Origin of the sequence: Flavobacterium tibetense, from assembly GCF_003293845.1 — a bacterium.
GTDB classification, from domain to species: domain Bacteria; phylum Bacteroidota; class Bacteroidia; order Flavobacteriales; family Flavobacteriaceae; genus Flavobacterium; species Flavobacterium tibetense.
In genome coordinates, this window is sequence record NZ_QLST01000006.1 from 67,864 (window position 1) to 83,610 (window position 15,747).

At 33.5% G+C, this 15,747-nt stretch carries 14 protein-coding genes; 9 read left to right on the forward strand and 5 right to left on the reverse strand.

Annotated elements, in window-relative coordinates:
* The first annotated feature begins 8 nt into the window (after window positions 1–8).
* Window positions 9–389 carry a RidA family protein gene (locus DPN68_RS06125; RefSeq protein ID WP_113988770.1) on the forward strand — a complete coding sequence of 127 codons (381 nt, stop codon included), beginning with the start codon at window positions 9–11 and terminating at the stop codon, window positions 387–389.
* A 34-nt stretch (window positions 390–423) separates the two neighbouring features.
* Here DPN68_RS06125 and DPN68_RS06130 read toward each other — a convergent pair whose 3' ends face one another.
* Together DPN68_RS06130 and DPN68_RS06135 are read right to left on the reverse strand one after the other, a co-directional pair.
* A complete protein-coding gene (locus DPN68_RS06130) occupies window positions 424–1,461 on the reverse strand; it encodes a PLP-dependent cysteine synthase family protein (protein WP_113988771.1) in 1,038 nt (345 codons plus the stop codon).
* A 73-nt stretch (window positions 1,462–1,534) separates the two neighbouring features.
* Window positions 1,535–3,595, reverse strand: a complete 2,061-nt coding sequence (locus tag DPN68_RS06135) for a S9 family peptidase (protein WP_113988869.1) — start codon at window positions 3,593–3,595, stop codon at window positions 1,535–1,537.
* Between the two features lie 202 nt (window positions 3,596–3,797).
* Here DPN68_RS06135 and DPN68_RS06140 point away from each other — a divergent pair, with 202 nt between their 5' ends.
* Window positions 3,798–4,121, forward strand: a complete 324-nt coding sequence (locus DPN68_RS06140; protein WP_113988772.1) for a YbaB/EbfC family nucleoid-associated protein — start codon at window positions 3,798–3,800, stop codon at window positions 4,119–4,121.
* Between the two features lie 313 nt (window positions 4,122–4,434).
* Here the strand turns inward: DPN68_RS06140 and DPN68_RS06145 are convergent, their stop codons facing one another.
* Window positions 4,435–5,460 carry a threonine aldolase family protein gene (locus tag DPN68_RS06145; protein ID WP_113988773.1) on the reverse strand — a complete coding sequence of 342 codons (1,026 nt, stop codon included), beginning with the start codon at window positions 5,458–5,460 and terminating at the stop codon, window positions 4,435–4,437.
* Between the two features lie 150 nt (window positions 5,461–5,610).
* On the opposite strand from DPN68_RS06145, the gene prfB reads away from it, so the two are divergent.
* The 6 genes from prfB (at window position 5,611) to DPN68_RS06180 (ending at window position 13,678) form a co-directional block, all read left to right on the forward strand.
* Window positions 5,611–6,706 (forward strand): peptide chain release factor 2 gene (gene prfB / locus DPN68_RS06150; RefSeq protein WP_113988774.1). Its coding sequence is split into 2 segments (ribosomal slippage): window positions 5,611–5,673 and window positions 5,675–6,706, totalling 1,095 coding nucleotides; the frame shifts between segments, so codons are not numbered across the junction.
* A gap of 66 nt (window positions 6,707–6,772) precedes the next feature.
* The gene (yiaA, locus tag DPN68_RS06155) at window positions 6,773–7,171 is read left to right on the forward strand and encodes an inner membrane protein YiaA (RefSeq protein ID WP_113988775.1); all 399 of its coding nucleotides are present in this window, start codon (window positions 6,773–6,775) and stop codon (window positions 7,169–7,171) included.
* 122 nt (window positions 7,172–7,293) lie between these two features.
* Window positions 7,294–8,292 carry a UDP-3-O-(3-hydroxymyristoyl)glucosamine N-acyltransferase gene (lpxD, locus tag DPN68_RS06160; protein ID WP_113988870.1) on the forward strand — a complete coding sequence of 333 codons (999 nt, stop codon included), beginning with the start codon at window positions 7,294–7,296 and terminating at the stop codon, window positions 8,290–8,292.
* 96 nt (window positions 8,293–8,388) lie between these two features.
* Window positions 8,389–10,032: an acyl-CoA carboxylase subunit beta gene (locus tag DPN68_RS06165; RefSeq protein WP_113988776.1), complete on the forward strand. Its 1,644-nt coding sequence runs from the start codon at window positions 8,389–8,391 to the stop codon at window positions 10,030–10,032.
* A gap of 283 nt (window positions 10,033–10,315) precedes the next feature.
* Window positions 10,316–11,983, forward strand: coding sequence for an RluA family pseudouridine synthase (locus DPN68_RS06175; RefSeq protein WP_113988778.1), 1,668 nt, complete (start codon window positions 10,316–10,318; stop codon window positions 11,981–11,983).
* Window positions 11,984–12,049: 66 nt separating this feature from the next.
* Entirely contained in the window at window positions 12,050–13,678 is a 1,629-nt protein-coding gene (locus tag DPN68_RS06180; protein ID WP_113988779.1) for a M1 family metallopeptidase, read from the forward strand.
* Here DPN68_RS06180 and DPN68_RS06185 read toward each other — a convergent pair.
* A complete protein-coding gene (locus DPN68_RS06185) occupies window positions 13,675–14,664 on the reverse strand; it encodes a 2-hydroxyacid dehydrogenase (protein ID WP_113988780.1) in 990 nt (329 codons plus the stop codon). The two genes, DPN68_RS06180 and DPN68_RS06185, sit on opposite strands and share 4 nt — an antisense overlap.
* Window positions 14,665–14,671: 7 nt before the next feature.
* Window positions 14,672–15,085, reverse strand: coding sequence for an MFS transporter (locus DPN68_RS06190; RefSeq protein ID WP_113988781.1), 414 nt, complete (start codon window positions 15,083–15,085; stop codon window positions 14,672–14,674).
* A 172-nt stretch (window positions 15,086–15,257) separates the two neighbouring features.
* Here DPN68_RS06190 and DPN68_RS06195 point away from each other — a divergent pair, with 172 nt between their 5' ends.
* Window positions 15,258–15,680 (forward strand): DoxX family protein, encoded by a 423-nt coding sequence (locus DPN68_RS06195; RefSeq protein ID WP_113988782.1) that lies wholly within the window; start codon window positions 15,258–15,260, stop codon window positions 15,678–15,680.
* Window positions 15,681–15,747: the final 67 nt, after the last annotated feature.

Here is a 15,747-nt window from a genome sequence, read left to right on the forward strand (position 1 = left end):
TAAATTTTATGAAAAAAATAATATTTACCGAGCACGCTCCTGCTCCTATTGGTCCGTATAATCAAGCTGTTTTAGTTGGAAACACTTTATATACTTCTGGCCAAATTGCTATTCATCCTGTTACTGGAGTTTTAGTTATGGATGATATTCAAACCGAAACCAAACAAGTAATGGAAAACATGAAAGCAGTTCTTAAAGCTGCCGAAATGACTTTTGAAAATGTAATTAAAACCACTATTTTTATTAGTGACATGAATGACTTTGCAAAAATAAACGAAGTATACGGAAGCTATTTTGATGAAAAAACTGCACCTGCAAGAGAAACAGTTCAAGTGGCTTGCTTACCCAAAAACGTGAATGTAGAAATTTCTATGATAGCTATAAAGTAAAAAAAAACTCCGATTAATTTCGGAGTTTTTTGTATTATATAATTTCAATTTTCTGAACTTCTTCACTATTGATACTATCAAAAAAGCCTTGTTCGTTCATCCAATCATCACTGTAAATTTTACTCATGTATCTTGAACCATGATCAGGGAAAATAATGACTACATTACTATTTTCGTCAAAAACACCTAATTCTGCAAACTGTTTTACAGCTTGAAAAGCGGCTCCAGAAGTATATCCTACAAACAATCCTTCTGTTTTAGCAAGTTCTCTCGCTGTGTGAGCACTGTCTTCGTCAGAAACTTTGACAAACTCATCAATAATGTCAAAATCAGTAGCTGTTGGAATTAAGTTTTTTCCTAAGCCCTCAATACGATAAGGATAAATTTCATTATTGTCAAACTCTTTAGTTTCATGATATTTTTTTAATACAGAACCAAAAGCATCAACACCTAAAATTTTAATATTTGGGTTTTTCTCCTTTAAAAATCTAGCTGTTCCAGAAATTGTTCCTCCAGTACCACTACAAGCCACTAAATGCGTAATTTGACCTCCAGTTTGTTCCCAAATTTCAGGACCTGTCGACTTATAATGAGCATCAATATTTAAATCGTTAAAATATTGATTGATGTAAACCGAACCTTTAGTTTCTTCATGCAAACGTTTGGCAACATTATAATACGAACGAGGATCATCAGCAGAAACGTGAGCCGGGCAAACATAAACCTTTGCTCCCATTGTTCTTAGCATGTCGATTTTATCTTTTGATGATTTCGAACTAACTGCCAAAATACAATTGTAACCTTTGATGATGCTAACCATTGCTAAACTAAAACCAGTATTACCTGATGTTGTTTCTATAATAGTGTCTCCTGGTTTTAGAATACCTCTTTTTTCAGCTTCTTCTATTATATATAAAGCAATTCTATCTTTCGTTGAATGACCTGGATTAAAAGCTTCTACTTTAGCATAAAAATTACCAGTTATATCATTGGTTATTCTATTTAATTTAATAAGAGGTGTGTTTCCAATTAAATCTAAAATAGTATTGTAGGCTTTTATTTCTTCTTTCATAAATTAGTTTAATTTAGTTGTGGAGCATTTTTAGGCAACTCCAAAACCTTGCAAATTTAACAAAAAAGTTTAATTACTTCGAAATTTTTTCTAAATCTAGTAAAAAAGCGAACTCTTTTGCTAATTCTTTTAGTGCTTCAAAGCGTCCTGATGCACCACCGTGCCCAGCTTCCATGTTTGTATCTAAATATAAAACATTTTTATCAGTTTTAACAGCGCGTAACTTTGCAACCCATTTAGCTGGTTCCCAATATTGCACTTGAGAATCGTGTAAACCTGTTGAAACATACATATTTGGATAGTCTTGCGCTTTCACTTGATCATAAGGTGAATACGATAACATATAATCGTAATATTCTTTATCATTAGGATTACCCCATTCGTCATACTCACCAGTTGTTAATGGTATAGTATCATCTAACATTGTAGTAACTACATCCACAAAAGGAACTTGCGCAATTACACCATTATATAATTCTGGTGCCATATTTACAATTGCTCCCATTAACAAACCTCCAGCAGAACCACCTTCGGCGTATAAATGTTTGGCAGAAGTATATTTTTGGGCAATTACATATTTAGAGCAATCAATAAAATCAGTAAACGTATTTTTCTTTTTCAATAACTTTCCATTTTCATACCATTCTCTTCCTAAGTATTCGCCACCTCTAACGTGAGCAATAGCAAAGATGAAACCTCTATCCAACAAACTCAAACGTGTAGATGAAAACGTTGGATCAATAGTAGAACCATAAGAACCATAAGCATACAATAAAAACGGATTTTTGCCATCCTTTTTCATACCTTTTCTATACACCATTGAAATTGGTAATTTAGTACCATCTTCAGCTGTAGCCCAAATTCGTTCTTCAACGTAATTGTTCTTATCGAATTTTCCACCTAAAACTTCTTGCTCTTTTAACACTTTCTTTTCCTTGGTACGCATGTTAAAATCCATTACCGAAGAAGGTGTTGTTAACGATTGGTAACCAAAACGAAGGATTTCGGTATCAAAATCAACATTGGTAGTAGTGTAAGCCGTATACGTTTCACTTTCAAAAGGCAAATAGTAGGATTCACCAGCATTCCAAGGTCTAATTTGAATTTTATTTAAACCATTGGAACGTTCTTCAACTACTAAATAATCTTTGAAAATTTCAATTCCTTCCAATAAAACATCTTTTCTATGAGGAATTAATTCTGACCAATTCTCCATAGAAGTCTTGCTTTCAGGAGTTTTCATTAGTTTGAAGTTGGTCGCTTTGTCTTTATTGGTCACAACATAAAAACTATCACCATAATGTGAAATCGAATATTCTAAACCTCTAACTCGTTTTTGGAACAATCTGAAGTTGCCATTTGGGTTATTCGACTCTAAAATTTGGTATTCAGAAGTTAAGGTACTTGTAGAACCAATTACTAAGTATTTTTTTGATTTTTCTTTATAAACGAAAGTATAAAACGTATCGTCTTTTTCATGAAAAACCAAGGCATCTTTAGCAATATCCGTTCCTAAAGTATGACGATATACTTTGTCTGAACGTAACGTTTGTGCGTCTTTTCTAGTATAAAATAATGTTTTGTTATCGCTAGCCCAAGTAGAACCACCTGTTGTATTTTCAATTTTAACTGGTAAAATTTCGCCTGTTTCTAAATTTTTAATTTGAATGGTATATTGGCGACGAGAAACTAAATCTAGTCCAAAAGCCGCATATTTATTATCTTCCGAAACATTTATTCCGCTTAAGTTAAAATATGAATGTCCTTTTGCCATTTCATTACAATCAAACATGATTTCTTCTTTGGCATCTAAACTTCCTTTTTTACGAGAGTAAATTGGATAATCTTTTCCTTTTTCAAAACGAGTAATGTAAAAATACCCATTATAAAAATAGGGAACCGAAGAGTCATCTTCTTTTATACGAGACTTCATTTCTGCAAACAAATTCTCTTGTAATTCTTTGGTATGAGCCGTCATTTTTTGGTAGTACTCATTTTCTTGATTCAAGTAATCAATAACTTCTTGATCTTCTCTGTCATTTAACCAATAATAATTATCTGTCCTAACCTGACCGTGTTTCTCTAAAGTATGAGGAACTATTTTTGCCACTGGTGGCTGAATTGATGCATCCATTGTTTCGTTTTTATCTTTACAAGAAGTTGCAAAAATAAGAGAAACCAACAGTAAATGAGCAGTTTTTTTCATTTGTTTTTGTTTAGTTTAAAATGAAATTTAAAAAACATACATCGTAATAAAAATTCAAATTATTAGGCATGCATACTTTTTGAATTATCTGCTAATTTACTACTTTTGTTGAAATAAAAAAATAAAAATTATGTTTGGAGATATTATGGGTATGATGGGCAAACTTAAAGAAACCCAACAAAAAGTTGAAGAGACAAAAAAACGCTTAGATTTTGTATTAATCGACGAAAAAAGTAACGATGGTTTATTAGAAGTAACCTTAACTGCCAACAGGAAAATCAAAAATATTACTATTGCAGATGAATTATTAGCTGATAAAGAAATGCTTGAAGACTATCTAGTTAACGTACTAAACAAAGCCATAGAAAAAGCTACAAACGTTCATGAAACAGAACTAGCAGCAGTTGCCAAAGAAGGCATGCCAAATATTCCCGGAATGGATATGTTTAAGTAAAATTCCAAAAAAGAAATTCCAAATACTAAAATCTGTTTATTTTATTTAACAAATGTCACTTCGAGCGAAGTCGAGAACTAGAAAAATCAATGTCTCGACTCCGCTCGACTTGACAAAAAGAAAACTTGGTTTTGAAATTGAACTTGTCTTTTGCTCGCAAAGACACTAAGTCGCAAAGATTTTTAAAATTTCTTTAATTTTTTTAATCTGTGTTCCAAATATTTGTTTCAGGTTTCAAGTTTCAAGTTACAAGTTGATTTTTGAAATTAACCTTGATTTTTGAAGTTGTTTTTTGACCTTGATTTTGTAATTTTTAAAATTGAAATTTTTCTAATACTTCCAAAACATATTCATGCATCACTTGGCGGTAATCCAAATGCGTTACAAATCGTAGCTTTCCTTGTCCCATTGAGCTTAACAAAATGTTTTTTTGCTTCATTTTTTCAATAAAAACTTGTTCGCTCAAGCCATTTTGAAGCGTAAAAATTACAATATTAGTTTCTGTGGGCGCTACTTCCTTAACCCAAGATTTAGTTACTAAAACACTAGCCAATTCCTTCGCTCTTTTATGATCATCAGCTAATCGCAACATATTATTTTCAATCGCAAACTTTCCAGCAGCAGCCAAATAACCCGATTGTCGCATATTACCACCAAATAATTTTCGAATTCTCATTGCTTTATGAATATGCTCTTTAGTTCCCAATAAAACGGAACCCACTGGAGCTCCCAAACCTTTCGACAAACAAACCGAAATCGTATCAAACAACTTTCCAAAATCCTTGGGCGACTGATTCTTAGCTACCAAAGCATTCCACAAACGAGCACCATCCAAATGATACGACAAACCGTGTTGGTCACAAACCGACTTAATTTCGCGCAAGGTTTCCAACTCATAACAAGCACCGCCGCCTTTATTGGTAGTGTTTTCAATGCTCACTAAGCGTGTCATCGGAGCGTGATAAAACGCTGGATCATTAATAGCCGTTTTCACTAAATCCGCCGTAATCATCCCGCGATTACCATCTACTAAATGACAAGAAACTCCGCTATTAGCCGCTACTCCACCGCTTTCATATAAAAAAATGTGCGACCATTTATCACAAATCACTTCATCACCAGGTCTAGTATGCAAACGAATCGCCGACTGATTCGCCATAGTTCCCGATGGAAAAAACAAAGCCGCTTCCATACCAAATAAATCCGCCACAAAAGCCTCTAATTCATTCACCGTTGGATCTTGCTTAAACACATCATCCCCTACTTTCGCATGAAACATCGCTTGCAACATTTCCGCCGAAGGTTTCGTAACCGTATCACTAATTAAATTAATTTCCATATATCAACCAGATGTCTTATTTTTGTAAAATTTTTAGGAGCTTTATCCCGCTATCCGTTACAATCTTTTTATTTTTTCGAAAAAAACAAAAAGGATTTCCACTACTATCGGGGCTAGGGCATCCCATTTCAAAACAAAACTACAATATTTATGATAAATACAGAACAAGTCAGAGATATTATTGATCGCCTTGGTGCGTTAAGGAGGTATCTTTGACATCGATGCCAAACAGATTGAAATAGCAAACGAAGAAGAAAAAACCTTCGCTCCCGATTTTTGGAACAACGCCAAAGAAGCCGAAGTTATTGTCAGAAACCTACGTTCTAAAAAGAAATGGGTTTCGGATTATAACAAAGGGAATGAAATGGTCGAAGAACTTCAAATCATGTTAGATTTTTACAAAGAAGGCGAAATTTCCGAAGAAGAAATCGACGATTTTTACCAAAAACTAATCACACACATCGAAGACATCGAGTTTAGAAACATGCTTTCTGATGAAGGTGATAGCTTAAGTGCCGTATTACAAATTACAGCTGGCGCTGGCGGAACCGAAAGTTGCGATTGGGCTTCCATGCTCATGCGAATGTATTTGATGTGGGCCGAAAAACAAGGCTACAAAATCAAAGAACTCAACTTTCAAGAAGGCGATGTGGCAGGAATTAAAACCGTAACTTTAGAAATTGAAGGTGATTTTGCTTTTGGTTACTTAAAAGGAGAAAACGGCGTACATCGATTGGTACGAATTTCACCATTTGATAGTAATGCCAAACGTCACACTTCATTTGCTTCGGTTTATGTGTATCCGTTGGTTGACGATACCATTGAAATTGAAATCAATCCAGCGGATATCGAAATTACAACCGCTCGTTCTAGTGGTGCCGGCGGACAAAACGTAAATAAAGTGGAAACCAAAGTTCAATTGGTACATAAACCAACAGGCATTCAAATTCAATGTTCAGAAACGCGTTCGCAACACGATAACCGTCAACGTGCGCTACAAATGCTGAAATCGCAGTTGTACGAAATCGAACTTAAAAAACGCATGGAACAACGTGCCGATATTGAAGCTGGAAAAATGAAAATTGAATGGGGTTCACAAATTCGTAATTATGTGATGCATCCTTATAAATTAGTAAAAGATGTGCGTTCTGGTGAAGAAACCAGCGATGTAGATGCAGTAATGAACGGTGAAATTGACCGTTTCTTAAAAGCGTATTTGATGCTAATGGGACAAAAAGAAGAATAATTTTTATTTCAAAATTTGGTCATATCATAAAAATAACTAATTTTAAATTTAATTAAAATAAATTTTATGTATCAAAAACCTTCTGCGGCATTTATTGCAGCTTCTTGGATTGCATTAGGAACGGGTGTTATCGGTTATTTAATCGGATTGTACCGAGCTGAAATGTTGTTAAACGAAAAAGGATATTACTTTACGGTGTTAATGTTCGGACTTTTTTCAGTGGTTTCTTTACAAAAAAGTGTTAGAGATAAACTTGAAAAAATACCAGTAACCGATTTGTATTATGGAATTTGTTGGTTTGTAACTATTTTGTCTATTCTTTTATTAGTAGTCGGTTTATGGAACGCCACATTACTTCCAAGCGAAAAAGGGTTTTATGCTTTCTCTTTTCTCTTATCCATTTTTGGAGCTATTACTGTTCAAAAAAACACAAGAGACGGTCAAATTAAAGATTCAGAAAATTAATAACCTTGAAATAACAAGGACATAAATCCAAACTAGTTAAATTTAGTTTGGATTTTTTTATTTTTTTTCTTGAAAGTCAATTTGTTTTTTATACTTTAGATGACATTAACCAATCTACTAAAATGAAACCAATCACTATTGAAGCAATCAACTCCGTTCTTAATGGAACTATTGTTGGTAGCACTAACCAACTGATTACAGCTCCAGAGCAATTAGAAGTTGCTAAGGAATCAGAAATTTCCTTTATCGGAAATAAAAAATACGAAAAACTTTGGCAAAATTCAAAAGCTTCAGCGGCCGTCGTTAATGAAGATATTGCTATTGAACCTGGAGAAAATCGCGTTTTTATTAAAGTAAAAAATGCGGATTTGGCCATGTCACAGGTTTTGGAACTCTTTGCTCCACCTCCACCAAAATTCGAAATTGAAATTCATCCAACTGCAACAATTGATGCTTCTGCTACTATTGGTAAAGGAACAAAAATTGGTGCAAATTGTTATATTGGACCAAATACTACCATTGGAGAAAACAGCATTATTTATCCCAATGTGACCATTTTAGACGAATGTACTATTGGTAATCAAACAACAATTTGGTCAGGAACTGTAATTAGAGAGCGTTGTCATGTTGGAAATAACTGCATCATTCACCCTAATGCTACTATTGGTGCTGATGGTTTTGGATTTAGACCCGATCCGCAAAAAGGATTAGTAAAAATTCCACAAATTGGAAACGTAATTATTGGAAATAATGTGGAAATTGGTGCTAATACTTGTGTAGACAGAGGAAAATTCAGTTCAACCGTTCTTGGTGATGGTTGTAAAATTGATAATTTGGTTCAAATTGGGCACAACAGCAAACTAGGAATGTTCTGTATTATGGCAGGAAATAGTGGATTAGCTGGTTCTGTTACGCTAGGAAATGGCGTAATTATTGGCGGAAGTGCTTCAATTAAAGATCATACAACTATTGGAGATGGTGCTATCATTGGTGCAGGCTCTGGTGTAACTGGCGATGTCGAAGCAGGGAAAACCTTGTTAGGCTATCCGGCCATTGATGCTAAAGATGCTTTAAGGCAATGGGCAATTTTAAAACGCATGGTAAACGATTCCAAAAAATAAAAACATTCGTTAAATTAATCTCTAAATCCATCTAATCAACTCTATTTTTCAGATGGATTTTGTATTTTAGCACACCAATAAAAATATACTTCCAAAATGGACTTAAATTTCAATAAAAACGAAGATCATAACAGACTATTACTTTCCGATTTAAAAAAGCGTTTTGCTCAAGTAAAATTAGGCGGCGGACAAAAAAGAATTGATAAATTACATGCTGAAGGCAAAATGACAGCTCGTGAGCGTATCGATTATTTACTAGATGAAAAAGCCAATAGCATTGAAATTGGTGCTTTTGTAGGTGACGGAATGTATGAAGAACACGGTGGTTGTCCTTCTGGTGGTGTTGTAGTTAAAATTGGCTACATTTCTGGAAAACAATGTATTGTAGTAGCGAATGATGCTACTGTAAAAGCGGGAGCTTGGTTTCCTATTACAGGAAAAAAGAATTTAAGAGCGCAAGAAATTGCCATTGAAAATAGATTACCTATTATTTATTTAGTGGATTCTGCTGGTGTTTACTTACCTATGCAAGACGAAATTTTTCCTGATAAAGAACATTTCGGGAGAATTTTTAGAAACAACGCCATTATGAGTAGTATGGGAATTACCCAAATTGCTGCTGTAATGGGAAGTTGCGTTGCTGGTGGTGCTTATTTACCAATCATGAGCGATGAAGCTTTAATCGTAGACAAAACAGGAAGTATTTTCTTAGCGGGAAGCTATTTAGTGAAAGCCGCTATCGGCGAAAGTATTGACAACGAAACGCTTGGAGGAGCTACAACACACTGCGAAATTTCAGGAGTAACGGATTACAAAGCTAAAGATGATAAAGATGCTTTGGATAGAATTAAATCGGTAGTAGGGAAAATTGGAGATTATGATAAAGCAGGTTTCAACCGAGTAAAAGCAGAAAAACCAGCATTGGAGCCGAAAGATATTTACGGAATTCTACCAAAATCGCGCGCGGATCAATACGATATGATGGAAATCATCAAGCGTTTAGTAGACAATTCAGAATTTGATGAATACAAAGCAGGTTATGGACAAACGATAATCACTGGTTATGCTCGTATTGATGGTTGGGCTGTAGGAATTATTGCCAATCAAAGAAAAATTGTAAAAACAACTGGAGCTAAAACCAAACCAAGTGAAATGCAATTTGGCGGTGTAATCTACTCGGATTCAGCAGATAAAGCCACGCGTTTTATTGCCAATTGCAACCAAAAGAAAATTCCATTAGTGTTTTTACAAGACGTAACTGGATTTATGGTTGGAAGTAAATCAGAACATGGCGGAATCATTAAGGATGGTGCTAAAATGGTAAATGCAGTTTCCAATTCTGTTGTTCCAAAGTTTACTGTAGTGATTGGAAATTCATACGGAGCAGGAAATTATGCCATGTGTGGAAAAGCGTATGATCCAAGATTAATCTTTGCATGGCCAAGTGCGGAACTAGCCGTAATGGGTGGCGCTCAGGCAGCAAAAGTTTTAATGCAAATTGAAGCCGCTTCACTAAAAGCTAAAGGAGAAATTGTAGATGAAGTTAAAGAAAAGGAACTTTTTGATAAAATTAAAGCCAAATACGACACACAAGTTTCACCGTATTACGCTGCTTCTAGATTATGGACCGACGGTGTTGTAGATCCATTAGAAACCAGAACCTGGATTTCTATGGGAATTGAAGCTGCCAACCACGCTCCTATTGAAAAACAGTTTAATTTAGGGGTGATTCAGGTATAGTAACTTTGAAGGATAAAACAACCATATATTTTTTGACATTTTTAACAAGCTTAATTGTGTTCAATATTTTTTACAATATTTTTGAAAAAATATTTATTGTAGAAACTTCATATGGATTTGAATATAGATTTTCTGAATTAGATTGGATTTTAAATTATTTCTATGAAGGTTATCATTATGAAGCAACTTTATTAAATATAATAATGACTTTACTTTTAAGTATATATATCAGTTATTTAATAGTTAAAAATGTTTGGGAATTTATTTTTTCAAACAAATCATAATGAAAGTTTCGCTTTTCCAACCCTTCAAAACCAATATTTCAGGTATTTCTTTACCCGAAAAATTCACGTTTCCTTTTTATTACGAACCGCATGAATTGAGTAGTATTGCTGCAACTGAATTACAATCCTATTTGGAAACACAAACCAATTTTGAACATAATTTCGGGTTGAGAGAAAATCAGGAAGGTTTAGTTATTGGAAAAATGTTTGGCGTTTTGGTTTGCCAAAATCAAGAAGGAGAAATAGGTTATTTATGGGCTTTTTCTGGAAAATTGGCAGGTGTGAATCAGCTGAGCTATTTTGTTCCTACGATTTTTGATATGCTACAAGAAAATGGTTTTTTCAGAAAAGAAGAAGAAGTTTTAAATGCAATCAATCGTCAAATTGAAGTTTTAGAAAATTCAGCCGAACTTCAAACCAAAAAAATTCAATTAGAAAAAACTAAAACTGAAGCTTTAACCGATATTCAAAATCAAAAAAATAAAATCAAAAGATTAAAATTGGAACGCGATGAAAAGCGTAATTCATTCACCAATTTATCATCAACTGAAATCGAACAATTAGAATTGGAACTTTCCGAAGAAAGTAAAAAAGAAAGTATTTTGCTCAAAAAAATGACCAAATATTGGAATTTTCAAATCGAAAACGCGCAAAAAGACGTTAATTTACTTTTGGATGAAATCAATCAATTGAAAGAAGAACGTCGCGTAAAATCAGGAGCTTTACAACAAAAATTATTTGCGGAATATTCGTTTTTAAATCAATTTGGTGAACGAAAAAGCATTGGTGAAATTTTTAATAACAATCCGCCTGCTGGTGCTGGTGAATGTGCTGCTCCCAAGTTATTGCATTATGCTTTCGAACATCATTTAAAACCAATTGCTATGGCTGAATTTTGGTGGGGACAATCGCCAAAATCTGAAATTAGAAAACACAAACAATTTTATCCCGCTTGTAAAAGTAAGTGCGAACCTATTTTATTATCGCACATGTTGAAAGGTTTAGAGATGGAAGCTAATCCGTTTCAAGAAAATCCAGCGGAAGGAAAAAATATTGAAATTGTTTACGAAGACGAAATATTATTGGTAATAAACAAACCAGCGGAATTTCTTTCGGTTCCGGGAAAAATTATTTCTGATTCGGTGTACCAAAGAATCAAAGAACTATATCCCAATGCCACTGGACCATTAATCGTGCATCGTTTGGATATGTCGACATCTGGTTTGATGCTAATTGCCAAAGATGAGGCCACGTATGTTAAACTGCAATCGCAATTCATCAAAAGAACTATAAAAAAACGTTATGTTGCTTTGTTAGATGGTATTTTGGAAGAAAATGAAGGTTTTATCGATTTACCACTTCGTGTTGATTTGGACGATCGACCAAGACAATTGTTTTGCTACAAACACGGAAAGTCAGCCCAAACCAAATGGAAAAAAATTGAAGTGAGAAACAATCAAACTTTAGTTTATTTTTACCCAATAACTGGAAGAACACATCAATTACGAGTGCATGCTTCACACGAATTAGGCTTAAAAACACCAATTGTAGGTGATGATTTATATGGAAAAAAAGCCAATCGTTTGCATTTACACGCCGAAAATTTAACTTTTGAACATCCTGAAACTAGAGAACAAATAACAATTTCTGTTGCTCCTACTTTTTAAAAATTCAAGTTGTTGTAACAAAACTCTAATTCCATTCACTTATATTTACAGTTCAAATTTATTCCAATGAAAAATCAATTAGTTGTCCTTTTTATTTGTTTCGGTTTTGGTTTTGCGCAAGCACAATTCTCTAGAAAAGATTCTCTCCAAGGTGGTTTACGTGTCGAACGCACCAGTTTTGATGTATTACGTTATGATTTAAACATCACTATAAATCCTGATGAAAAGGAAATTAGTGGTTACAATGATATTACATTCAAAGCAGTAAATCCAACGAAAAAAATTCAATTGGATTTGTTTGATAACATGAAAATTGATGAAATTTCGAATCAAAATTTTGGTAAATTGGAATACGTTCGTGAAGAAAATGCTGTTTTTGTTCAGTTTCCTTCTTCTTTGATTCAAGATTCGGTTTATACCATTCGATTTATGTATCACGGAAATCCTAAAATTGCTAAAAATGCTCCTTGGGATGGCGGCTTTGTTTTCAAAAAAGACAGCAATGGAAAAGATTTTATTGGTGTTGCCGTACAAGGAACTGGTGCTAGTTTGTGGTATCCCGTGAAAGATTCGCAAAGTGATGAACCTGATTTTGGTGCTTCAGTAAAAGTAGCGGTGCCAAACGGATTGATGAATGTTTCTAACGGAAGATTTCAAGGAAGTACCGATTTAGGAAACGGTTACACCAGATGGGATTGGGAAGTAAAAAATCCAATTAACACCTACTCTATCACTGTTAATGTTGCAGATTACGTTCATTTTTCGGATAGTTTGCCTAATTTGGATATTGATTATTACGTACTTAGAGAAAATGCTGAAAAAGCAAAAATCCATTTTGATGCCGATGTAAAACCCATGATGAATTGCTTCCAATCGAAATTTGGGATTTATCCTTTTGCTGAAGATGGCTTTAAATTGGTGGAAAGTCCGTATTTGGGAATGGAACATCAAAGTGCTGTTGCTTACGGAAATAAATACAGAAAAGGCTATTTAGGTTCTGATTTATCGGGAACTGGTGTTGGGATGTTTTTTGATTACATCATTATTCACGAAACGGGTCACGAATGGTTTGGAAACAGTATTACTAGTCAGGATATTGCAGACATGTGGATTCATGAAGGTTTTACGACTTACACCGAAACTGTTTTTGTGGAATGCATGAAAGGTTATGAAGCAGCTTTAAAATACGTAAATGGACAAGCGAGAAATGTAAGAAACGACAAACCAATCATTGGAAAATACGGAGTAAATTCAAGAGGTTCGGGTGATATGTATTACAAAGGTTCGTTACTGTTAAATACCTTGCGTCATGTAATCAACGATGATACCAAATGGTGGCAATTGTTATACAATTATAGCGAACATTTCAAAAAACAAATCATTACGACTGAAATGGTAATTGCTTATTTCAATGAGCAAACCAATATGGATTTAACACCCATTTTCAAACAGTATTTGTATACGGCAAACATTCCTGCATTGGAATACAAAAAAATTGGAACTGAATTGCAATACCAATGGAAAAACGTGAATTCCGATTTTAATATGCCCGTTGATATTGCTTTTGGAAAAGAAATTGTTCGTTTGTATCCAACCACTCAAAAACAAAAAATCAAATTAAAGAATTTCAAGAAAAGTAAAAGTTTTGAAATTTTCGACAATAGATTTTTTATTAATGTGATTGAAGCTGATTAATTCAAATCATTTGGTGACTTTCCAAATTGTTCCCAATTCGATAAATTTTCCATGGTTATTTGGGAAATACTCGTAAGTGCTTCTTGCGTAAGAAACGCTTGGTGTCCGGTTACAAGCACATTGGGATAGGAACGCAACTTCTCAAATAAATCATCTGCAAGTACTTTATTGGATAAATCTTTAAAGAAAATACCATTTTCATTTTCATAAACGTCTAATCCAGCTGCTGCAACGGTTTTATTTTCTATAGCTTCAATTAAATCAACAGTGTTTACAATTCCGCCTCTTGCGGTATTAATGAAATAAACTCCTTTTTTCATCAATGAAAATGTTGCTTTATTGAACATATATTTGGTTGCTTCATTCAACGGACAACATACGGAAATGACATCTGATTGCTTACATAATTCTTCAAGCGAAGTATATTGAATGCTGGTTCTTGCTATTAAATCGGTGTTTTCAGCAATATCATAACCTAAAAGTTTACAGCCAAAACCGTTCATGATTCTAGTAAATGCACTTCCAATTTTACCTGTTCCTACTATTCCAACTGTTTTTCCTTGCAAATCAAAACCTACTAATTGATCCAATCTAAAATCATTAGTTTTCATTAATTCATTGGCTAAAATCACTTTTCTATTTAAAGCTAATAGCAACGTAACTGCATGTTCTGCAATGGCATATGGGGAATACTCAGGAATATTGGCGACTTTAATTCCTAAAGCTTGTGCTTTGTCCAAATCTACGTGATCATAGCCTACGGAACGCAACGCAATAAAATTAACGCCGTTTTGTTTTAAAATCTCCAAAACAGCAGCATTCGCCTTATCTGATGAAAAAAGAGCAACTGCTTCAAATCCTTTTGATAGTTGGGCTGTGGTTTCATTCAACGCTTCTTCTGTAAATTCAATTTCATGAATAGAATTGGCAAACTTTTGTAAAAAAGGCTGATCAAAACCGTGTGAACTATAGACTAGTGTTTTCATGAATTTATTATTTAATTTTTATTTTTTCCAAATCACTTTTTACTCTAAACTCAGAAGGGAACAATAATAGTAAGTAAACAATCAAAAGTATACCAAATAAAATAAAATCCTTTTTTAGAATTAAAAGTACAAATGCTGCACCTTCGAGAATTGCCCAACGAACAATTGATGCTGTTTGATACATTGGAAATTGTTCATCAAATGAAACTTTAACATCTATTTTATTGATTTGTGAACGAAATATAAAATTACTAAAAACAAAAGCAATTAAAGGAATTATAGCATATATTATGGAGTTACTATCTACTATTGGCATTTGTAATACTTCTGGAGAAAAATCTCCTAAAATGACATAACCTAGAATCACACCAGCACAAATACTTAAATGAATAATCTGTAATGTTTTTAATTTTTGAGACATACTAGTAATTAATTTTTATAATAAAATTTTAGCTTTCTAAATTACAAAAAACATTTTAATTCACTAGAACATTTAAAAAAACAAGAATTATAAAAGCTAATTTTTTGTTATTTTTTTTCATAATTCATTAATTTTTAGTAAATTAGTAGTTGTAATTTTAAACCGTTTATTTATGGCTAGTATTAGAGAATTAAATAAATGGGCTAATGCACACACCTACTATCCTATTGATATCCTTCGAATTGCTTTTGGAATATTTCTAGTAATTAAAGGAATGGCATTGGTTGCAGATAGAACCTATTTGAACGAAATTTTAGCTTCTTTGGGTGGTTTTGGAGGTGAGATGTTATTAATCCATTATGTAGCATTAGCACATATGGGAGGAGGAGTAATGATTATCATTGGCTTACTCACGAGATGGTCACTTTGGGTACAATTACCTATTATTGTTGGTGCTTTTGCAATAAATTTTATTGGAGATTTTAATTTTTCCAATTTTATTCAAGCAACTCTAGCTATACTTGTATGTGTTTTCTTTCTTTTTTATGGCAGTGGAAAACATTCAGCGGATTATTATTTAAAAATGGAAATGTAAAATTTTTGAAGCTTTCTATAAAGTAGCACACTATGTAGGTTATCTTAAAATTTGAAGATTAAGTTGA